Here is a 20,262-nt window from a genome sequence, read left to right as displayed (position 1 = left end):
GTATCGATTATTTCTTTTTTGTTTCTACTGTGACACCATCTTTTTTCACCTTGATAATGGTATCACGACGGATGACGATAGACGTATCATTTGCGGCTACTTCACTGTCTTCCGCATCTACTTCGTCGTTGTCATCAGATTTTTTCGGTGGCAGGGCGCATTTCAACCCGAGTGAAGTGACCATAAATTCGACATCCTTTACGTCACTTAAATCCTCACTGTACCGGTCACGGCATTCATAAAATGAAATATCTCTTAATTTATCTTCCAGTTTATCGTTAATGATCAGTTTGGTTCCGACTGGAAGAAACAAGGTTATATTGACTTCTTGGTCCCGATAGAGTTCGCCTTCATTTAATTGAAAAGCATTGTCAAATACTAGAGATGTACTATCTTGCCTCAACGTATAATGAATGTTACTTGCTCTATCCGTTGCAACTTTATAGGAGTTTCCTTTAGCCGAATATTCATAACGCACGTAAGGTTCTTGTAAGGAGTCGATACGTTCAATGCGGATGCGAATATTACGTCTTAAATAGGTAGACAGGTTTTCGCTTTTTATGCCCAGACCGCTTTTTACACCGTTCTTTAAGCGGATCACCCGAATATCATTTTCATTTAAGTAATAAACAGCTTGCTTTTGCAGCGGCTTCTCTTCAACAATTGTACTTGACTCTTTGAATTCTTTCGCTACGGATGTAGAATAGTAAATAATAGCACCTATCGAAGCCAACCACACCAAAAATAATGTTGTCGTCAAATAATTGCTCATTGGCTTTTTCTCGAAAAGAACACGGAGAAGTAAATAGAACAATCCAGCAAACGGGATAAAAATGGCCAAGAAACCTGCTATCAACGCAAAAGGTACATCGCTCGGATCCATTAAATAAAAAGGTCCAGAGTTATCCATAACGTCTGGAATGACGTTTAGAATAGCTAATGCAAAGAAAATAAGTCCAATGATCAAACCAATGAGGGTCAACCCAACGATTATAACGAAGAATACGCCAATGACTTTTACAATAATCTGCAATAATTTAGCAACACTATCGCCTGTCCGATCCATACCTCTTGAAAATGAGTCACGTACTCCACTCATTTCTTCGTCGAACGAACGTTTAAAATTATGAATATTTGGGGCCTCACCACGCATCTCCATTTTATCTGCACGCGTGATAGCCAACGGCATTACAATCCACAGTATGACATAGACCAATACGCCTGATCCACCGATCACAACAAATAAAGCAAAAAGTAACCGTACCCATTTAGCCTCAATGCCAAAAAAGTGCCCAAGCCCGCTACATACTCCACTAAAAACCTTGTCATCAGGGTCGCGCATCAATTTTTTCCCCACTTTAAACCCGTCTGCATTCGACTGTTGCTGGAAAGACGAATAACCATCCTGATCTTCGGATTCAAAATCGCTGACGCTTCCCATTTGCTCGATCACTGCATTAACGTCATCCATATTAAGCACTTCTTTGCTACCTGCCTGAATCTTCTCGGTAAACATTTCAGCAATACGGTTCTCGATATCTTCTAAAATTTCGCGACTATCTTCTGATTGTCCAAAGTGCTTCTTTATATCAATCATGTAGGAGCGAAGCACCTCATAAGCATCCTCTTCGATATGAAAGACGATACTATTTATGTTGATAATTATTGTCTTATTCATCGTTATTATCTTTAACTGGTTTAGTTGAATCATTGTTTCTACCTACCAATGAAGTGTTTACAGCAAACACCAACTCATTCCAGGTAACATCTAATCTAGAAAGGACTTCCAATCCTTCTTGTGTGATTTCATAATATTTTCTAGGCGGACCTGAAGTTGACTCTTTCCATATATAGCTTAACAGCCCATTGTTTTTTAGACGGGTCAAAAGCGGATATAAGGTGCCTTCTACAACCAATAATTGAGCTTTCTTCAGTTCGCTGATAATATCGGAGGCATAAATTTCTCCTCGAGAAATTATGGATAGGATACAGTATTCAAGTATCCCCTTCCTCATTTGTATTTGTGTATTTTCAGCTATCATAACAATACAAAGATATATGTATTTTATGGTACCATGCAATACATAGTACCATACAAAACAACATGAATTACATAAAAACCTGATTTACAGTCAAATAATTTTTAAATAAATAATAATTTAATTTCTATCAGGAAATTTTTGGATATTTATTGCCATGATTAAAATCTTGCTAGACTATAAATGGTGTTTTATTTGGGCCATCATAGTTATCGTTTTATGCACACTCCCGGGCAACAATTTCGACGCAGTTCCTTCTTATCCCGGTATGGATAAATTAGTCCATTGCGGTATGTTCTTTGTTTTCTGCACGCTGCTATATAATGGGGTGATCCAACAATTCAGCGGCAAACCGACACGTTGGGTTCCTTTCTTTATTGTATCTATACTCGGATTCTTATTTGCAGGGCTGACCGAATTACTTCAGCTTTACATTTTTACTTATCGCAGTGGCGATTGGTGGGATTTATTTGCTGACACTATCGGAATAGGTATGGCAGGGTTTGCTTATCTTCTGAATTATGTTAACCGAAGGTCATAGATGTTGTTGGATTTATCTCTATGACTTACTTATTTTTGAAATATGAGAAGATCGGACGATTTACAGCCTAAATTATCCGAATCGCAGTTAAAGAGGTAGGTGTAGGTGTAGATTTTAGTTCTGATAGTTTGCCCCAATAAGCTAAGCTTGGCGAATGAACTAGGCCCTAGCCAATGTGGCGACAGAAATCCGACAGTCAAAAGACGCGAAAAGCATTAACGCTGCTGAAATAACTGTTGCGCCTGTTGTCAACACATCGTCCACCAATAGTATGTGCACATTATCCATTAAAACAGTGGTTTGACAATCAAAGATATCACTTACGTTTTCATAGCGCTCGAGCCTTCCCTTTCCCGTTTGACTGATGGTTGCTTTCTTTCTAACCAAAATATCTTCCCGCAATGGAATTTCCATCGCTCTGGCTATTCCCCTTCCAAAGTAGGTAGATTGATTATACCCCCTTTTCCGTAATTTACTACTATGTAAAGGCACAGGAATAACAAAATCGATATCTTGGTACGCCTTTACTTCGATTAATTTTAAGCCATATTGATAGCCAAAGTATTCCGCAAGAAAAGGTTGGTTATTGTATTTAATCTGATAGATTAGACGTTCTACACGGCTATCCTTTTGCATGAACAAGAAAGAGCATGCTTCTTCCAACGGTGCTTTTCCCCAGAGCTGTCTCGCGGTATCATTATCTGAGTATTCGTGATAGTTCGTATAAGGCAAATGAAAATCGCATGCAATGCAGATAAACTTTTCCTGATATTTTAGCACACACCCGCAACATCCACATTCTCTCGGAAAAAATATAGACACGAAATCGCCAAAAAGCTTATTTAGTTCGGACTTCATCTGGTTAACTCCTATTAAAGATAGGAACAATCCATCAGATTATGCTTCAGATTCCTCTTCTTTCTTATCCTTGATGGCTAATTGCCCACAAGCGGCATCAATATCCTTTCCACGGCTGCGTCTGACATTCGTGATGATTCCTTGACTTTTGAGATAATTTGCAAAAATTTCGATTTTATCTGCTTCGGCATTTAGGAAGTCTGCTAATGCAATAGGATTATATTCAATTAGATTGACCTTACAGGGTACATGTTTACAGAATTTGGCCAGTTCTTTCGCATCGTCCAATTCATCATTGAAATTATTAAAGACAATATATTCAAATGTGATCGGGCTCTTTGTTTTGGCATAGAAATATTTGAGGGCTTCTGCCAGCGCCTTTAGGGAGTTCTGCTCGTTAATCGGCATAATCTCATTTCGCTTTTTATCATTTGCGGCATGCAAAGAAAGCGCTAAGTTGAAACGCACTTGATCATCACCCAATTTCTTAATCATTTTTGCAATACCGGCCGTGGACACTGTAATCCGCTTGGCAGCCATATTCAATCCATCTGGAGCAGTAATACGTTCTACCGATTTCATCATATTGGCATAATTCAACAATGGCTCTCCCATTCCCATATAGACAATGTTTGTCAGAGGCTGACCATAATTCTCCTCGGCTTGCTTGCTGATTAGAACGACCTGATCATAGATCTCATCGGCATTGAGGTTCCTTTTGCGATCCATATAGCCTGTTGCACAGAACTTACAGGTCAGACTACAGCCTACTTGTGAACTGACACAGGCTGTCATACGCTCGGGAGCCGGTATTAACACGCCCTCAATGATATTATTATCGTAGAGCCAAAAACTACTTTTAATGGTTTTATCCGAGCTGATCTGTGATTCTTTAATTGTAACCGCATTGATTGTAAAATGCTCTTTTAGCTTCTCGCGAAGGGATTTACTTAGATTGCTCATCTGATCAAAATCTACACAAGATTTAACCCAAATCCATTCATAAATCTGTTTTGCACGAAAACCTTGCTCCCCCAACGCTGTAAGTTGGTCTTTGATCTGATCCAAAGACAAACTCCTGATATCTATTCTTTTACTTTTTTCAATCACGGTACAAAGATAAGAATAATTAAGTGACAAAAAATCCCGTTCTAAGAAATAGAACGGGACAACTGTTATGTATGTGTTTTAAAATAGGTAGGGGCGATATCCGATTAGCCATGAATGGCCTCTTTACTTCCGTATGACTGAATAAGCTTACCTTCAAAATCCAACCACTCTTTCCAACGCTTTTCTACATCAACATCTATAGTATATTTACGTGCAAAATTTAAAAATGTGGTATAATGATTTGCTTCAGAAACCATTAAATCATAATAAAACTTTGCCAATTCTTTATCTTGAATATTTTGCGACAGCACTCTAAAACGTTCACAACTACGAGCTTCAATCATGGCAGCAAATAATAAACGGTCTATAAAAGCCATGTTACGGCTCCCGTCCTTTTTAGAGAATTTCATCAATTGACCAACATAATCATCTTTTCGCTCACGCCCTAAAGTATAACCACGTTCTTTAATGATATCAATGACCATCTTAAAATGCTCCATTTCTTCGATAGCGATTGCGGTCAATTCATGTACCAAATCCTCGTACTCTGAGTTGTTTGTAATTAAGGATATTGCATTTGAAGCAGCTTTTTGTTCACACCATGCATGATCTGTCAAAATCTCCTCTAAATTACCTTCTGCGATGTTTGCCCACCGCGGATCTGTCAATAACTTTAATCCAAGCATCTTACTCTCTAAAATGATTTATTCCACAAAGGTATGTAATATCTGAACGTTAAAAAAATGATAATATCTCTAAATATCTTTATGTAATACCTTTCTAATTTCTGGTGCTATTTTCTCGCCATAAATCTCTATAGATCGCAACATTTCTTTATGTCCGGGGGCACCTACATCCATATGGGCAGAGAAACGTGTCAGCTTAAATTTCTCCTGAATCTGCAAGATTTTATCTACGGCATAATTAGCATCTCCAACAAGCAGGTGGCCCCTTGAAGACCTTCCGAAATCATATTGCGTGCGTTGATATGGAGGCCAGCCTCGACTTGACCCTATGCGATCCATCTGTGCGGAATAAATCGGATAGTAATAATCTGCAACCTGGGCGCTGTTATCGCCAAAAAATGCATGCATGTGTACTCCAACTTGAAAATTAGCCATATCATGACCATTATCCTCATACGCTTGGCGATACATGTCAAATAGATGATCGAAACTTTCATACATACCACCAATGATAGCAAACATGACAGGCAAACCCAATTTTCCTGCACGGATAACAGAAGAAGTTGTGCCCCCTACGGCAACCCAAATCGGCAGTGATCCGTTCTTAGGCCGAGGGAAAATTTCTTGATTGATTAGGGGAGCTCTAAAATTTCCACGCCATGTGATTGGATTTTGCTCATTCAATCTAAGCAAAAGCGCTAACTTCTCTTCAAATAATTCGGAATAATCTTTGAGATCATAACCAAATAAGGGAAAGGATTCGATGAAAGATCCTCTTCCGGCCATTAACTCGGCCCTTCCATCTGACAACAAATCAACTGCAGCGAAATCCTGAAATAATTTGACAGGGTCGGCAGAACTCAATACCGAAACTGCACTCCCCAATTTAATATTATTGGTCACTGTAGAAGCCGCCGCTAAGACTATCTCTGGTGCTGCTACTGCATAATCTGCGCGATGATGTTCTCCTATTCCAAAGAAATCTAAGCCCACTTGATCCATGAGTTTGATTTCTTCAATAATTTCTTTCATTCGGTCTTGTGCTGCCTGGATCTGACCCGTAACTGGATCTATCCGAGAGTCACCAAACATTCCTATTCCTAATTCCATAATTGTCTATTTAAATTCTAAATCAAAATTACGCCCTTCATTATTTAATTAAATTGATGTAGGACAAGAAATACGAATAACATCGAAGCTTTTACCTATCTTAGCACTATAAATGACCGTTGCTAGCGTATAACCACCGTAAAAGAGAGTCAGCGTATATTAAAGCGGCTCCATTAAAATAGGGCGACAGTATTCTTCGCTACCTGTTCTGCATTTCCACTAAAATGATGTCCGCCAGAAAGGTATACTTTACTAAAATTTTTAAGGGTTATCTTCTTTACAGAAAAGTTGGCTTCATCGTCACCAAGAATAACACTCGTTTTCACTCCATCCATTCGATTGATTTCCGAGACGACATCAAGACTTCGTTTTGCATTACTCCGCCCCAGAATATCTGCAATATGGATCTCGAGATCAGTCGACCCCGAAGGTTCCAAAAGCACTACACTTTTTAAGGTTTTTTTAACGGCAGGATCCAAGCGATTCACAATAAAAGGAACTGCATCTGCACCGAATGAATAACCAACCACAAAAAGGCGGGTATTATGTCGTCCTCCAAGCAAGTTTTTAAGCGTGTTTGACACATCCGCAGCAATTTCATTTGGACTTTTCTTCTTCCAGAAATAGTTTTTTGAATCAATAGCAGCCACCGTATATCCTGCTCCAGCAATCAGCTCACAGAGTTTATTCGAAAACGAATTGAACCCGCCATCTCCACTCAGATAGAGAACCAAAGGTAGTACAGCTTTATTATTCCAATATTTCATGTCAATCAAACGTTGTTGAGCAAAAGCATGAAACGCTATGCTTCCAATTATAAATAAAGTGGCTAATTTTTTCATCTGTATGAGCTCTATATGAAGCTATTCATTTGGCTTCATTACTTTTATCAGTGCTGCAGGAAGTTGTATGAGATCAAAATCGTTATCAAATATAAGGTATTTATTTTCCCAAAATGTCGCATACTTTTCTTTAAAATCGCGCAGGCTATGGTAATGTTTGAAATTGCCTAATCGCTTTGAGGCAAATTTCATAATTTTCTCTGCAGGACTATCCGTTGCTCCTAAACCCGTCATTGGTACCATGCCCAAATTTAAATACGCGTATTTTCGGTCTTTCGCATAAGCAATAAGCTCAACGATCAACGCATCCATACTTCCACCTGGAGCTTCCGAAGACTTCCGAATCATATCATAGGTACACTCATCTTTTGCATAGTCAGGAATAATATTGAGAAAAGCGACCACTTGACTTGCTTCATTTTTCAGCACAATAATATCCTGTGAGACAAGATCTTTTCCATCGAACATACCCTGTGAAAAAACCATTTCCTTTTTATCAAATGCTTTCAACCACTCATCGGAGATCGCTTTCAATTGATCTATAATTTCCTTGTTCTGCGGTGCTGTCAACACTTCCGTGGTAAACCCCTTTTTATGAATTGCATTCAGTCCGTTACGCAGTGACTTACGGTCCTTACCCTCCAGCTTGAATGCCTCGAGTTCTAATACTGCTTCCTGTCCAATCGTAATCTTCTGTTTGCGAAGGGAAGAAAAGTGAACCAAGCTATTTTCATCAACACGATAATAAATGGCTTTCAATCCATTTGCATAGCAATATGCATCAAACTCCCGAATCAGTTCTTCCTTATCCCCTTGTTCACACACAGGTTCATCCAATACAATTGCAAATTCGTTAGCCAAGCGGTAAGCCGTAAATCCTTCTGAAATTTCCGAAAAAAATAAGCTCTTATCTTTTCCGAGTTTAAAAAAATCCATCGGAGACTGTCCAAATTCGAGCAGCAGCTGCTCCGCACGCTCCAATTCAGATTGGTTCGAGTCCTCATCTGCTAGAAGACGGGGACGGGCTAACGCATAGATCAAGAGGAACCAGCAAAAAAGTCCAAGTACCTGAGTGATCCGCAAGAGTTCTTGACCAAAGTTTGTTTGTGGCATCAATTCATCGTCGGCAAACAACAAGAAGCTTCTTGCGGTATGGTAAATGGATTGTCTCCAGGTAAAGTCGACCCCGAAATGTTGCTTATCAATAAAGTAAAAGCTCAACACATCAAAGAGGCATATGGCGATGAGAGCAACAAAAAATGTGATAAACCCAATACGCATCCATCGAATATTACTCTTAATGCGATATTGCTTATAGCTCATTGCCAATAAAACCAAGGTCAATAAAGCCACCGAAGCTTCTTCATAGTCCAGGGCTTTAAAGACATGCCCAAACAGTGATAGTGCGCTGAATACTACAGCTATCCAAAATGCAATACGGAAGCCTTTAATCAAGTAGGCCGAAGTGACCAATAACCCCAGGCCCAACACTAATACCATGAATTTAGATGCGTGAATTGCTTCCAGCGGCAAATAAAATCGATCAAGTTTCATACGATCGGCCAATGGTGGTGTCAATACGGAGACGAGGTTCACTACGCCCAAAAAGAAAATAAGCAAGGCAGGTCCAATCCTCGCCAACAATTGCTTGCCACGCCATGCAAAAGCCAGAAGTCCCAAAATTAAGGGTAGCCAAAATTCGAATGCCCGATATAGGATCGTGATACCTAAACCCTCTGCCTGGGAATAGCCATACGCTTTAAAAATATATAACATGGTCAGTTCGACAGCCCCAAGCCCGCGCAAAAAAGGAGAAACGATCATTAATACAACCGACACAGTGTAAGCAATAGCCGCAGCTTCAAAGGAATGATCCAAACCTAGGGCATACATACTAACAAATGCATGTGCTATACCGCAACATTCCACCACCATGGAGGCAAGCATAGTCCCCAAGAGATATTTCAGTTTGACTTCTCCTGAAAATATTTCGTCAATATTAGAAGAAACAGCAGGAAACTTTGCTTCTACCCAACTGTAGATTCCTCTGTGCGTTCTAAAAGACCAGACTATCCAAAATACAATACCCAACAGCAATCCTAAAATCACCAGTGAAATCCAGGCATCCCCAAAATTTTTGTTGTGCCAGATTGTGTATAATATTACAGGTACGCCAATTATAAAGACCGTCAATAAACCAACATAACCATAAAGAGCGCCAGCCTGATGAATTTGAGTGGTATTTAAATTTCTTTTCCGCAACTGAGTCGTCGTATAGGCAAGCGAACTGATTCCACCTGCGGGCAAAAACACACTGAGTAAATTGCGTTTTAAGAAAAGGTCAATTGCAATGCGCAGATTAATGGAAAGACCAATAGCTTTAAAACTCTGTACATACATCAATCCCTGAAGCACAATATAGATGATGGTTATTGCCACCCCAACGGATACCCAGGTTAAATTGGCCGCACGCAATTGCGGAATAATTGCAGCAAGCTCTTTTCGCTCATTTCTAAAAAAAACAAAGGCTAATAAGATTACCAAAACAGCTATTAGTTCCTTCCAATAGGTTTTTGGTGAAAAATGTCGAATCCGTTGAGCAATAGTTTTGACCATATAGTTGTTTAATGGTGTATAAGCCTACATATTTTATAAACACTGAATAAAGCTAATCGTTTGAAAAGGACTAATTGTTAATTTTTCGTCAATTCTTTTCACATTAATCAGTAATTTTCCGGCATGAAAGAGAAAAAGGTTTTGTTCATCGGACTTGTGTGGCCAGAGCCAACATCTTCTGCGGCGGGCTTTCGCATGATGCAATTGATTGGAACATTCCTTGCGAGCTCCTACCAGATTACATTTGCTTCGGCCGCGGCCAAATCGCCCTACAGTGCCTTTTTGCAATCTCTTGGGATACATGAACAGGCAATTGTGCTTAATAGCAGCAGCTTTGATGATTTTATTACGCAGCTTCAGCCTGACATTGTTGTATTTGATCGTTTTATGGTGGAAGAGCAATATGGCTGGCGTGTTGCACAGCAATGTCCCAACGCACTTCGTGTACTTGATACAGAAGATTTGCATTTCTTGCGCCAAGCAAGACAGACATCTGTTAAAAATAAAGATGATTTTTCCTTTCAAGCATTATTTACCGATACCGCCAAACGAGAACTTGCCGCCATACTGCGAAGTGATCTCTCATTGATTATCTCCGAATCTGAAATGAAGATTCTTATCGAAGAATTTCGAATTTCACCGGATATCCTTTATTATCTTCCGTTCCTTGAAAAGGAGATCACTCCTTCTGAGGTGGTACAATGGAAGCCTTTCAAAGAGCGCAAGAATTTATTATTTATTGGGAATTTTATTCATGAACCCAACTGGCATACCGTGCAATATCTAAAAACACAAATATGGCCACAGTTAAGGAACATGCTGCCTAAAGCGGAATTGCACATTTATGGGGCGTATGCAACGCAGAAAGTACTACAGTTAAATAATCCAAAAGAGCGTTTCTTGATTAAGGGGCGGGCAGAATCTGCTCGTGTTACTATGGAAAACTACCGGGTACTAGTCGCACCAATTCAATTTGGCGCTGGTGTAAAAGGGAAATTTATTGACGCCATGCAGACCGGAACTCCATCTGTCACGACGACTATTGGAGCAGAAGCCATGAAGGGCAATTTGGACTGGAATGGTTTTATCGAAGATGATCCCAAAACATTTTGTGTCAAAACTGTTGAGCTATATGAAAACAAAAAGATTTGGTATACAGCTCAAGAAAATGGCATCCGAATCATCAACGAACGGTATGAAAAACGAAAGTACCAGGCTGACTTTATGACAAATCTATCCTTATTAAAGGTGCAAATTGACAAACATCGCCAACAAAATTTTATTAGTCAGATCTTATTACACCACACGATGCAGAGCACAAAATATATGTCATTATGGATTGAGGAAAAAAACAAATAGATCTTTATTGGACTTCACGCCACCAAGGTGGATATACTTTATCCAATCTATTAAAATACACCAATTCCCCTATTTTAGGCGTAAGCAGATTGATATTTTCTTTATCAGCTATTTCGTAAAATTTCTCCATCGGTTCTTTCCAATCGTGCATAGCCAAAGCAAATTTCGAAGAATGTACGGGTAAAATAGCTTGGGCCTTCAAATCCTTCGTTTCAGCAGCCCATTCATCTGGTAAAGAATGGATGTAATGCCAGGCATCATTATACTGGCCACTTTCCAAGATTGCTAAATCAAATGGCCCAAATTGATCACCTATTTTTTTGAAATGCTTCCCATAGCCACTATCACCCCCCAAGAAAATAGTATACTTGGAGGTTTTTAACACAAAGGATGTCCACAAGGTAGTATTTCGTGTAATTCTTCGCCCCGAGAAGTGCCTTGCTGGGGTAAAGGTGACCTGAAAACCAGGTCCTAGTTGTATGTGGTCGTACCAATCGCCCTCTATGATCTGATCAGCCTTATATCCCCAAGATTCAATATGTGCTCCAACACCAAGACCACAAATAACCTGACCAATTTTATTCCTCAATTTAGCAACAGTGTCATAGTCCAAGTGATCATAATGATCGTGAGTGATAAACAAATAGTCGATTTTAGGAAAAAGCATCATCGCATAGTCAACTGACATCTTAAATGCATTGTTGCTACCTGGCATTGGGGAAGCATTTTCGCTGAAAACAGGATCCACCAATATTAGTTTTCCATCTAATTTTAGCAGATATGAGGAGTGGCCGAACCAGATCAGCACATCGTCTGGGGGGAGATTTTCTAAATCACAGGCAACAACAGGCAACACTTCGATAGGTTTCAAGTGGGGGTTTTTGTTGAAAAGAAAATCCCAAAACAACGCGACCACATTGACATCGCTTTTCAACGATGGTGTTACTTCGAGATTACGAAAAGTACCATTTTTAAAATTTGGAGACTGTTTCATACGCTCAAGTCGAGCTCCCTTGAAACTTCCACCAAAGATAGGATGAATAAAATAATAAATTACGCCGCTGATAAGAATGATCAATAGCGTCGCTAATATAATCCACCCAATCGTTCTCATTAGAAATTATTCTTCCACATCATGGATTCGACCGGACGGATTGTCTTACCGTTATACTTTGCATTTCCTTTGGTATTATAAAATGTTTCGATCTCCCCTTCTACCGCAAAATAGATTAGCTGCCCTATAGGCATCCCCGCATAAACGCGGACCGGCTGAGCTACCGAAATTTCCAATGTCCAGGTATTGCAGAAGCCGACGTCGCCCTTTCCTGCGGTTGCATGGATATCAATCCCTAAGCGGCCAGTACTCGATTTGCCCTCTAAAAAAGGAACATGCTTATGCGTCTCAGTATATTCTTGTGTAACACCTAAATAGAGCGTATTAGGTTCCAAAACGAATCCCTCTTCAGGAATTTCAAAATGTTGGATTTCATTGTGCTTTTTTGCATCCAGTACACGGTCTGCATACGTTGCCAAATATTTTCCCAAATGTACATCGTACGAATTTGTGCCCAAACACTTACGATCAAATGGTTGAATGACAATACTGCCATTTTCAATCTCTTCGAGAATTCTTTTATCAGATAAAATCATGTGTATCAAAATAGCAAAGGCATCAGGCCGTGCTATACAAATTCAAAAATACAGTTCTCCAACTAATTTTACTTCATTTTTCAAAACAAAAATCTGCGATTTGTTTTTAAATTTGGACATGAGTCTAGTATATCTACGTGAAATTGATAGCCAAACCAAATTTGCAATTTGGCGAATTGAAGAATCTGACGATGATTTGATGTCGAAGCTTCAGTTGGATGAACGTGAAAAAGCAATATTGGGTTCCTTCCATATCGGAAAAAGAAGGCTCCACTGGCTTGCAACACGTGTGTTATTGCGAACGCTATTAAATACATCCCGCTATATTGAGTGTCCTTCCGATCCGAATGGCAAGCCTTATCTCGCTAATTTTCCTCAGAAAATATCCCTTTCGCACTCATTTGAGTATGCGGCTGCAATGATCAGTACAAAGGGAGAGGTTGGGATCGATATGGAAATCATCAACACAAAAGTAGAGCGCATCCAACACAAGTTTCTAAAGCCTGAAGAGCTCGCTTTCATCACCCGTGGTGAGAACCAATATGAGCAGCTTTATGCATGCTGGTGCGCCAAAGAGGCTATTTACAAACTTCAAGGGAATGCGGGTGTCTCTTTCCTGAACAACATGACCATACAGCCATTCAACTATCAAACGCAAGGTATATTAAAACTTGAACTAGACAGCAATCAAAAGAAGCATAATTATGATGTGTATTACGAGAAATTCAATGCTTATATGCTTGCTTACGCTGTGGAACAGGGCCTTTAAAAAAATAATTTTTCTCAATTTCAATGAATTAGCATTCCAACTGCACTTTTTTTTTGCGCTTTTTGAAAAAGCTTCTATATTTGCATCATCGAAAACGATATGGCCCGTTCGTCTAGGGGTTAGGACGCAAGATTTTCATTCTTGAAACAGGGGTTCGATTCCCCTACGGGCTACAAAAAGCGACTTCCAAAGAGTCGCTTTTTTAGTTTATGCGCATATCGTCCAATGCCATGCCTGTTTAAACAACTGGGATCCCTTTAAAAATCCATTAATCCGTGTTGATTGCGATTATATGCCGGTCACTAGATCTATATCTTATCGCAAACAAACAATAAACTAATTTCCTGAACGACGGTATAAGGTAAAATGAATTTAACCAGTTGCAACATAATCATTAAAACAGTACATATGAACGGTAATAACAGATCGGAGAAAAGTTCTATTTGAAAGTGACTGAGAAAAAAATTAATGTAACAGTACAAGTTTAAAATGCTAACTCTTCAAGATCTTAGCTTTCTCCAAATCAAATTCTTCTTGATTGATAATTCCTGCGTCTAATAAATCCTTCAGATCAAATAGCGCCTGCTTTTTTTGTGCCATATCCATTCCTGTAGGCATTTCAGGTATTACCTTTTTACTGGCGCTGATCGGCCCATCCCCCACAGCATTGGTTTGCGCACCGAAATCAATTAGTAATGCAGTAATTTCATTATACCCCTGCATATTGGAATAATCTATTGCTTTCTGTTCCAAAACATTCGCTATATCTGTCACTGCTCCGTTGGACAGGAGATACCGCAACACATCTTTTTTACCATAAGCTGCAGCATAATGAAGCGCGGTATTGCCTGCTGCATCCTGTTTATCGATCGTTGCGCCACTATCCAAAAGCTGTTTGACCAAAGATAGGTAGCCCATTTTTGTGGCCGTATGTAACAATGTCTCCCCAGCATAATGTGGTTCAAATCCGAGTATAAAAGTACGTCCACCTGTCCTAGCAATCAACTTCTCCAAATATTGTCCGTCCTTTCCATCAAATGAATCCACGGGACGTGCGTAATCGGCAGAAAGACCTTTTTCTAAAAATAATGCAAGCAACTCCTTTTGATTGCTATTACATACATACCATACTGGAGAAATGCCCTCAGCAGATTCAGCAAAAATATCACTTCCCTGTTCCAATAATTTTTGGGCAAGAATGCGATTCCCATTTTTTACTGCAAGCAGTAAGGGGCCCTCGCTTATGTCATTGAGTATATTGACAGACGCACCATTATCCAACAACATGTTCACAATAGGAACAGAACCCAAAGCCACTGCCAAATTTAAAGCCGTGTTGCCCTCTTTGTCTGTTGTGTCTACACGAGCGCCATTTCCAACAAGCAACTGTACTACGGGAGGATATTTTGCCTGAACAGCTAATAGTAAGGGTGATTCAGCGCTGTTATTTAAAGCATTTACATCCAAGCCATGTGTAATCAGTTTTTCCACCATTTCCTGTTGCCCTGTGCGCGCTGCGATATGAAGCAAGCTATTCCCCAAAAAATCATTGATTAAAATATTGGCATTATTTTCCAATAAATAGACTGCCGTTTGCTTTTGCTTTTGTAACAGGGCAAAATACAAAGGGGTTTCACCCCGATGATCTTCGTAGTCCAAGGTAGCACCTGCCTCAACTAACTTTTTCACCAAATCTAGATACCCCCTATGCGCCGCATAATGCAATGCTGTACGCCCCATTTCATCGGTGTAAGATACATCAACTTGATGCTTCTCCAGTAATATCTCCGCTATCTTACGTTTCCCACTTTCACAAGCAATTATAAATGATTGAGACATAACTCTTTTCTATACTTATTTATTGTTTTAATAACCATTCGACTGTTTTTATCTTGAGATTATCCTCCATAGCGTAATCAACAGCCTTTTTATCCAATCTATTTTCTGATTGAGGGTCAATCCCCTCGCCAACCAAATATTTTACCTTCTTGTACAGCTCACGTGCTTTATTTTCATCGTAATTGAGATTTTCTTGACAAACCTTATGCAATAACGTATTACCTTCATTATCCGTATAATTTAGATCTAAAAATCCTTTGTCCACAAGTTTTTGTATAACCAAAAGTGACTTTTCTGCCAGCCAATCAACTCCTGCTTTTTCTTTCTGGTACCAAACGGAGGCTGACGTCAGATCAGCACCGTGTTCCAAAAGCAGGACTAGAACGGCTAGGTTAGTCTCACTGTCGGTATGCATCCTGCGAAGGAATGCATTGAGCAAGCTTTCACCTTGCTTATCGACGCTATGAAAATCTGGCTTTCCATAATTGAAGAGAGTCAGCAGTAAACCTGGATTAAAGTGCCTAATCGCAGCATAATGAAAAGCACTTTCCCCATGCCAATCCTTTAAGCCTGGGTCTGCTCCAGCATCTAATAATTTAACTACAGCGTCAGTTTTCAACGTATCAACAGCCATATGTAACGCTGTCTTCTGTTCAACATTGGCAATATTCGGATCTAAGCCCTCCGCTAACAGCCAATCTACAAGCTCGCTAATACGTTCGTTGGACTGCATACGTAAACTACACACTTTAAAAAGCAATGTTTGTCCATATTTGTCCATTCGCTGCAAGTCAGCACCCGCATCATAAATAAGTTTTAAGAAAGGAATCGCCACATTTTCCTGCACGGCATATTCCAATAAGGTACTACCGTCTACTTCTTCATCAATATCATCAACCTGAGCCAAATAACTCTTGATCCAATTTAAATGGATGTCAAGTTGTGCTTCGGATGTTATCTGAGGCTTAAATAAGGTATTGATGACAGATGTGCTCAAACGATCGTAATCGTATAGATCAGTTGAGATGAGCCCCTTGTGTAAAAACCGATCCAGGATTTCATAATGCTGAGATCGGATCAATTGGCTCACTAAACTATTCAATTCGTACTCATCAAACTCAATGCTGCTGTTTGCTGCTGCGACAATCTGTTCCATCTCTGCAATTTCATTTTTGCGCGAAAATTCAGCAAGTGCTCTTAGTTCGTTATTTGTCATTTTTTTACTGGTGTTAATCTAAACACGAAACCAACATGGTTCAATTAAAAACGATTTAACAAAAAAAATAGTATGAATACCATTTAATATAAACTACGGAATCAGTATAAAACTGTAACCTGAAAGGATAATAAAAAATGCTTTAGGGCGCTACTCAAAATTTGGAGTCCTTTTCGCTAAAAACGCAGAAACACCTTCTTTGAAGTCTTCTGTACCGAATAAATGTCCAAAGGCATCCATTTCAACTTTGCTTCCATTTTGTTGTTTATCTTCTGCAGCGTTAATCGCAGCTATTGCATTTGCTACTGCTACGCGAGAGCGCGTAAATATTTTTTGAAGTATTTCCTCCGCTCGGGCAATTAGTTTATCCTGTACGACCACCTCGTTTACCAATCCTATTTCATAAGCCTGCTGAGCATCAATCATATCACCAGTTAAAATTATTTGCATGGCCCGCCCTTTTCCGATCAATTTGGGCAAACGTTGTGTACCGCCATAACCTGGAATTAAGCCCAAAGAAACTTCTGGAAGCCCCATTTTGGCATTCTCAGAAGCTATTCGCATGTGACAGGCCAAAGCGAGTTCAAGCCCTCCACCTAAGGCATATCCATTGATAGCAGCAATAACTGGCTTCGGAGAGTCCTCAATAAGATCTGAAAAAATAATATGCCCCCTTTCACTAAGCCATCGCGCCTGAATAACAGACAAATTCAAAAATTCCTTGATATCTGCTCCTGCCGCAAATGCTTTGTCACCAGCGCCAGTCAGGATTATGCCTCGTACTTGATCGTCGGAATTGAAATGTTTGAAAAGATCTTGCAAATCATCCAGTGTTTGCTGATTCAAGGCGTTCAGCTGCGGTTCGCGATTAATAAAGATGTAGCCTATACTATCTTTAATAGCGTATTTTAAACTTGAATATTGAACCATATTGCTAAAAATTAAAATGTAAAGATGCCGTAAAGGTATCTGAAGGTACGCCTTCGCCACCTCTATAGCTTAATCTCTTTTTATACTCTAATCTAATCAATTTAAAGATATTATCCACTCCCACAAGTCCTTCCACATAAGGTTTGTTACGGAATGCCTTTGTTTGAATAATGCCATCTTTATCTGCCTCAAATTGAATGTTTTCGGGAGTAACAAATGGATTATTAGCATCACTCAGCTTTCCATAAAAAGCCTTAAACCCTGTCACTTCACGCCACTTTAACCTCCTGAACAAGGGGATTCTATTGAAAAAGAAACCGTTCCAATTGTGATAATAAGTTAGTTTCAAAAACTGGTCGGAAGCAAATTCCGAAGTCGCCATCAGATCAAAGTTTACCAAAGGTCCCTGCTTATCTTTTGTGACCTCTGGAAGTTCAAGCAAAGTATACGGCAGGTGCTTACCCCAAATTCTTCCTCCTGAAAACTCGAGATCGGCCTGACCTGCCGGAGATAAGAATAATCGTTTGAAAATATTGAACCGCAATGCATCATAACTATAATCTGCTCCCCAAAAGCCTTTCAAACCTTTGTTATATTGCAGGGTAAAGATTGGATACTTATTTTCCACAGTACCCCTGTCAAGATTATGATAGGTAAATTCTTCATTTGGAGCCCAGCGCAAAATCAGCTGCAGATCATTTGTATTTACCCGGCGAACTGTATCAGGTAAAGGTAGACTATTGATATAGAACAAATCACCACGGGGCTGTCTTCTGGTATGCGTAAATGCCGTTCCAACGCTAACATGATTGCCAAATTCGATCAGATGATCTAGTCGATAGATGTCATTAAATTGCCATTTATTAGGTTTGTTTTTCCCAAAAGAGCGGAAGAATCCATCGCCTTTTAAAAAGCCCAAGCCCCGCCCTGGTTCCATCACATCATGCTGTACAGTAAAGCGCAAATAATTTGCAGGAAACTGAACAATGCGTTCTCCATTCAACGTAAAGGCCGTACTCAAGTAATATTTAAGTTCTTTATCTTTATCTCCGTAAGCAGTATATCCTTCAATATAAGCTTTTTCGGAAAATAAACGAGTTGTTCGACCACTTAAGCGGAATCGATTACCTTCATAATTATTACGGCTATAAAGATATTCAAGCGGTCCAAATTCAACTTTCCCAGCATTATAATAGCCCTTTGCCAGTAAATAACCTAATGCAACCAACTGATTAAAAGACCGCATATTTTGTACCGAATCAACTTTTTGATAGGCCCCTAATTCAGCATGGCTTAAGGGACTCGGTCTAATCCGTACTATGGGCACTTGTACCGCAGATTGCAGAAGATATCTTTTTTCAACAGGTACTCCGGCAAAATTCTCACTCGAAATGGAATCCGTACGATGTCCTAAGTATTGGGTTTCCCTGCGTCCATATAATACATCTGACTTACTACCGCCAAATAACATTTTCAGATCTGCATGAACAGGGAGCATACTACCATTTTTAAATTCACGATAGTTCAGCTCTATCTGTACATCATTTATCCAATTGATATTTGCGGCACGTCCTATATTCAATGTCGCGCGATGGACCGCATATCTCGTATCATCCGATATTAGGAGATCACCGTAGAAAAGCAAATCAATCGCAGATTTGCCTTCAAAATGGAGCGCTATATAATCCTGACCATCGATTTGAATGGTATCTTTGATCTGATAGTTATAAAATGCTGTTGCACCCGTAGCAATTGGGCTCAACACACCTTTGTTTGTGATCTGAATCGTATTATCATAGAGATCAACATCACGGAGTATTGTCTGAAAACGCGTCTGCCAATTATCGTTGTTAAAAAAGCGAGGATTTAATTCTGTTTGATTGTGGCTAATGATAATTTTCTTACTTCGGTCTGGATTATGGGAAGAATAGACGTTTGCATAGTTTTCTTCCAGATAGAATGGCGCAATTGTGAGCCCCCGGAAAGCAGTAGAGTCAACATTCTCAAAAAGAAACCGAAATGGTTTTGGAAATTTCTTGGCTTTATCTTCTGGGTTGACAAAACCAAACTGTGTTTTCTCATATTCGTCGAAACGAATTTCAGGAATACGGGTATAATGGTTCTGGGGACGGTTTGCGATCACCTTCTCAATCAGCGCAACGGCAGGATCTTTTGGTTTCTTATTTTTTCTATTGACGACGACTTCCTGTAATGTATTATTAGAGGCAATTAAACGCACAGTCAATATAGAATCTTGCAATCGGCGAACATCAATTGTCCTGCGTTCATAACCCACTGCTCCAAAGATTAACTGGCGATACTTCTTAATATCCTGAATTTTGAAATTCCCAACAGTATCACTACTACCTCCACGATCTTCCCCAAGCCAGTTAATCGAGACCCTTGCAATACCTTTTCCTGTCTGCGCATCCACTACCTTTCCACGAATAAATTCCTGCGCAATTACCCGCCCTCCTATAAAGAGGAATAATAATACACCGAAAAAATGAATAGAAAAAGATTTAACACACACTTTAAACACCATCTGCAAATTGATAGGATTTCTTTTTTACAATATACAATTTGTATGCAAGAGTTATACCAATAAAAGTAAAAAAAGCACAGCGAATCGCTATGCTTAATAAACAACAAGTATTCTAACAGAAATCTTCACTTTTAATCCACGTAATCGCCATG

The 20,262-nt window shown here is 39.5% G+C and carries 17 protein-coding genes and 1 tRNA gene; 4 read left to right on the top strand and 14 right to left on the bottom strand.

Going from position 1 to position 20,262, the window contains the following annotated elements:
- Positions 1-7: 7 nt before the first annotated feature.
- Together B2W36_RS19245 and B2W36_RS19240 are read right to left on the bottom strand one after the other, a co-directional pair.
- Positions 8-1,678, bottom strand: coding sequence for a PspC domain-containing protein (locus tag B2W36_RS19245; protein WP_293889262.1), 1,671 nt, complete (start codon positions 1,676-1,678; stop codon positions 8-10).
- The gene (locus B2W36_RS19240) at positions 1,671-2,042 is read right to left on the bottom strand and encodes a PadR family transcriptional regulator (protein WP_046673104.1); all 372 of its coding nucleotides are present in this window, start codon (positions 2,040-2,042) and stop codon (positions 1,671-1,673) included. The genes B2W36_RS19245 and B2W36_RS19240 overlap by 8 nt, the downstream gene beginning before the upstream one ends.
- Before the next feature lie 154 nt (positions 2,043-2,196).
- Between B2W36_RS19240 and B2W36_RS19235 the strand changes: the two genes are divergently transcribed.
- Positions 2,197-2,580: a VanZ family protein gene (locus B2W36_RS19235; protein ID WP_209578335.1), complete on the top strand. Its 384-nt coding sequence runs from the start codon at positions 2,197-2,199 to the stop codon at positions 2,578-2,580.
- A gap of 159 nt (positions 2,581-2,739) precedes the next feature.
- Here the strand turns inward: B2W36_RS19235 and B2W36_RS19230 are convergent, their stop codons facing one another.
- The 6 genes from B2W36_RS19230 to B2W36_RS19205 all read right to left on the bottom strand — a co-directional run bounded on the left by B2W36_RS19230 (position 2,740) and on the right by B2W36_RS19205 (position 9,802).
- Complete coding sequence (locus tag B2W36_RS19230; RefSeq protein WP_293889260.1) at positions 2,740-3,438, bottom strand: ComF family protein; 699 nt, start codon at positions 3,436-3,438, stop codon at positions 2,740-2,742.
- Between the two features lie 39 nt (positions 3,439-3,477).
- The gene (gene rlmN / locus B2W36_RS19225; RefSeq protein ID WP_414712090.1) at positions 3,478-4,548 is read right to left on the bottom strand and encodes a 23S rRNA (adenine(2503)-C(2))-methyltransferase RlmN; all 1,071 of its coding nucleotides are present in this window, start codon (positions 4,546-4,548) and stop codon (positions 3,478-3,480) included.
- A 104-nt stretch (positions 4,549-4,652) separates the two neighbouring features.
- Positions 4,653-5,234 (bottom strand): tRNA-(ms[2]io[6]A)-hydroxylase, encoded by a 582-nt coding sequence (locus tag B2W36_RS19220; protein ID WP_209578331.1) that lies wholly within the window; start codon positions 5,232-5,234, stop codon positions 4,653-4,655.
- A gap of 69 nt (positions 5,235-5,303) precedes the next feature.
- Positions 5,304-6,344 (bottom strand): LLM class flavin-dependent oxidoreductase, encoded by a 1,041-nt coding sequence (locus B2W36_RS19215; RefSeq protein WP_293889258.1) that lies wholly within the window; start codon positions 6,342-6,344, stop codon positions 5,304-5,306.
- Positions 6,345-6,517: 173 nt separating this feature from the next.
- The gene (locus B2W36_RS19210) at positions 6,518-7,186 is read right to left on the bottom strand and encodes an AcvB/VirJ family lysyl-phosphatidylglycerol hydrolase (protein WP_293889256.1); all 669 of its coding nucleotides are present in this window, start codon (positions 7,184-7,186) and stop codon (positions 6,518-6,520) included.
- 21 nt (positions 7,187-7,207) lie between these two features.
- On the bottom strand, positions 7,208-9,802 hold the full coding sequence (locus B2W36_RS19205; protein ID WP_293889254.1) for a phosphatidylglycerol lysyltransferase domain-containing protein: 2,595 nt from the start codon (positions 9,800-9,802) through the stop codon (positions 7,208-7,210).
- A gap of 123 nt (positions 9,803-9,925) precedes the next feature.
- On the opposite strand from B2W36_RS19205, the gene B2W36_RS19200 reads away from it, so the two are divergent.
- On the top strand, positions 9,926-11,161 hold the full coding sequence (locus B2W36_RS19200; protein ID WP_293889252.1) for a glycosyltransferase: 1,236 nt from the start codon (positions 9,926-9,928) through the stop codon (positions 11,159-11,161).
- Positions 11,162-11,165: 4 nt separating this feature from the next.
- Here B2W36_RS19200 and B2W36_RS19195 read toward each other — a convergent pair whose 3' ends face one another.
- Positions 11,166-12,275: an MBL fold metallo-hydrolase gene (locus B2W36_RS19195; RefSeq protein WP_293889250.1), complete on the bottom strand. Its 1,110-nt coding sequence runs from the start codon at positions 12,273-12,275 to the stop codon at positions 11,166-11,168.
- Positions 12,275-12,811 carry a dCTP deaminase gene (gene dcd, locus B2W36_RS19190; RefSeq protein WP_209578319.1) on the bottom strand — a complete coding sequence of 179 codons (537 nt, stop codon included), beginning with the start codon at positions 12,809-12,811 and terminating at the stop codon, positions 12,275-12,277. The genes B2W36_RS19195 and dcd overlap by 1 nt, the downstream gene beginning before the upstream one ends.
- A 118-nt stretch (positions 12,812-12,929) precedes the next feature.
- Here dcd and B2W36_RS19185 point away from each other — a divergent pair, with 118 nt between their 5' ends.
- Together B2W36_RS19185 and B2W36_RS19180 are read left to right on the top strand one after the other, a co-directional pair.
- On the top strand, positions 12,930-13,580 hold the full coding sequence (locus B2W36_RS19185) for a 4'-phosphopantetheinyl transferase family protein (protein ID WP_293885215.1): 651 nt from the start codon (positions 12,930-12,932) through the stop codon (positions 13,578-13,580).
- 101 nt (positions 13,581-13,681) lie between these two features.
- Positions 13,682-13,753: transfer RNA gene (locus B2W36_RS19180), tRNA-Glu, on the top strand.
- 319 nt (positions 13,754-14,072) lie between these two features.
- Here the strand turns inward: B2W36_RS19180 and B2W36_RS19175 are convergent.
- The 4 genes from B2W36_RS19175 to B2W36_RS19160 all read right to left on the bottom strand — a co-directional run bounded on the left by B2W36_RS19175 (position 14,073) and on the right by B2W36_RS19160 (position 20,110).
- The gene (locus tag B2W36_RS19175; protein WP_293889249.1) at positions 14,073-15,419 is read right to left on the bottom strand and encodes an ankyrin repeat domain-containing protein; all 1,347 of its coding nucleotides are present in this window, start codon (positions 15,417-15,419) and stop codon (positions 14,073-14,075) included.
- Positions 15,420-15,438: 19 nt separating this feature from the next.
- Entirely contained in the window at positions 15,439-16,635 is a 1,197-nt protein-coding gene (locus tag B2W36_RS19170; RefSeq protein ID WP_293889248.1) for an ankyrin repeat domain-containing protein, read from the bottom strand.
- A gap of 150 nt (positions 16,636-16,785) precedes the next feature.
- Positions 16,786-17,565, bottom strand: coding sequence for an enoyl-CoA hydratase/isomerase family protein (locus tag B2W36_RS19165; protein ID WP_293889246.1), 780 nt, complete (start codon positions 17,563-17,565; stop codon positions 16,786-16,788).
- Between the two features lie 4 nt (positions 17,566-17,569).
- The gene (locus B2W36_RS19160) at positions 17,570-20,110 is read right to left on the bottom strand and encodes a DUF5686 family protein (RefSeq protein ID WP_293889244.1); all 2,541 of its coding nucleotides are present in this window, start codon (positions 20,108-20,110) and stop codon (positions 17,570-17,572) included.
- Positions 20,111-20,262: the final 152 nt, after the last annotated feature.

Origin of the sequence: Sphingobacterium sp. UBA3549 (assembly GCF_002376635.1) — a bacterium.
In the GTDB taxonomy this organism is placed as follows: domain Bacteria; phylum Bacteroidota; class Bacteroidia; order Sphingobacteriales; family Sphingobacteriaceae; genus Sphingobacterium.
This window is presented reverse-complemented; position numbering and strand designations above follow the sequence as displayed.

Excerpts from the sequence above, each read along its gene's own strand:
- B2W36_RS19215 (WP_293889258.1), bottom strand. The coding sequence starts at position 6,344 with ATGGAATTAGGAATAGGAATGTTTGGTGACTCTCGGATAGATCCAGTT.
- B2W36_RS19170 (WP_293889248.1), bottom strand. The coding sequence starts at position 16,635 with ATGACAAATAACGAACTAAGAGCACTTGCTGAATTTTCGCGCAAAAAT.
- B2W36_RS19160 (WP_293889244.1), bottom strand. The coding sequence starts at position 20,110 with ATGGTGTTTAAAGTGTGTGTTAAATCTTTTTCTATTCATTTTTTCGGT.
- B2W36_RS19195 (WP_293889250.1), bottom strand. The coding sequence starts at position 12,275 with ATGAGAACGATTGGGTGGATTATATTAGCGACGCTATTGATCATTCTT.
- B2W36_RS19185 (WP_293885215.1), top strand. The coding sequence starts at position 12,930 with ATGAGTCTAGTATATCTACGTGAAATTGATAGCCAAACCAAATTTGCA.
- B2W36_RS19220 (WP_209578331.1), bottom strand. The coding sequence starts at position 5,234 with ATGCTTGGATTAAAGTTATTGACAGATCCGCGGTGGGCAAACATCGCA.
- B2W36_RS19230 (WP_293889260.1), bottom strand. The coding sequence starts at position 3,438 with ATGAAGTCCGAACTAAATAAGCTTTTTGGCGATTTCGTGTCTATATTT.
- B2W36_RS19235 (WP_209578335.1), top strand. The coding sequence starts at position 2,197 with ATGATTAAAATCTTGCTAGACTATAAATGGTGTTTTATTTGGGCCATC.
- B2W36_RS19240 (WP_046673104.1), bottom strand. The coding sequence starts at position 2,042 with ATGATAGCTGAAAATACACAAATACAAATGAGGAAGGGGATACTTGAA.
- B2W36_RS19165 (WP_293889246.1), bottom strand. The coding sequence starts at position 17,565 with ATGGTTCAATATTCAAGTTTAAAATACGCTATTAAAGATAGTATAGGC.
- B2W36_RS19245 (WP_293889262.1), bottom strand. The coding sequence starts at position 1,678 with ATGAATAAGACAATAATTATCAACATAAATAGTATCGTCTTTCATATC.
- B2W36_RS19205 (WP_293889254.1), bottom strand. The coding sequence starts at position 9,802 with ATGGTCAAAACTATTGCTCAACGGATTCGACATTTTTCACCAAAAACC.
- B2W36_RS19210 (WP_293889256.1), bottom strand. The coding sequence starts at position 7,186 with ATGAAAAAATTAGCCACTTTATTTATAATTGGAAGCATAGCGTTTCAT.
- B2W36_RS19200 (WP_293889252.1), top strand. The coding sequence starts at position 9,926 with ATGAAAGAGAAAAAGGTTTTGTTCATCGGACTTGTGTGGCCAGAGCCA.
- dcd (WP_209578319.1), bottom strand. The coding sequence starts at position 12,811 with ATGATTTTATCTGATAAAAGAATTCTCGAAGAGATTGAAAATGGCAGT.
- B2W36_RS19175 (WP_293889249.1), bottom strand. The coding sequence starts at position 15,419 with ATGTCTCAATCATTTATAATTGCTTGTGAAAGTGGGAAACGTAAGATA.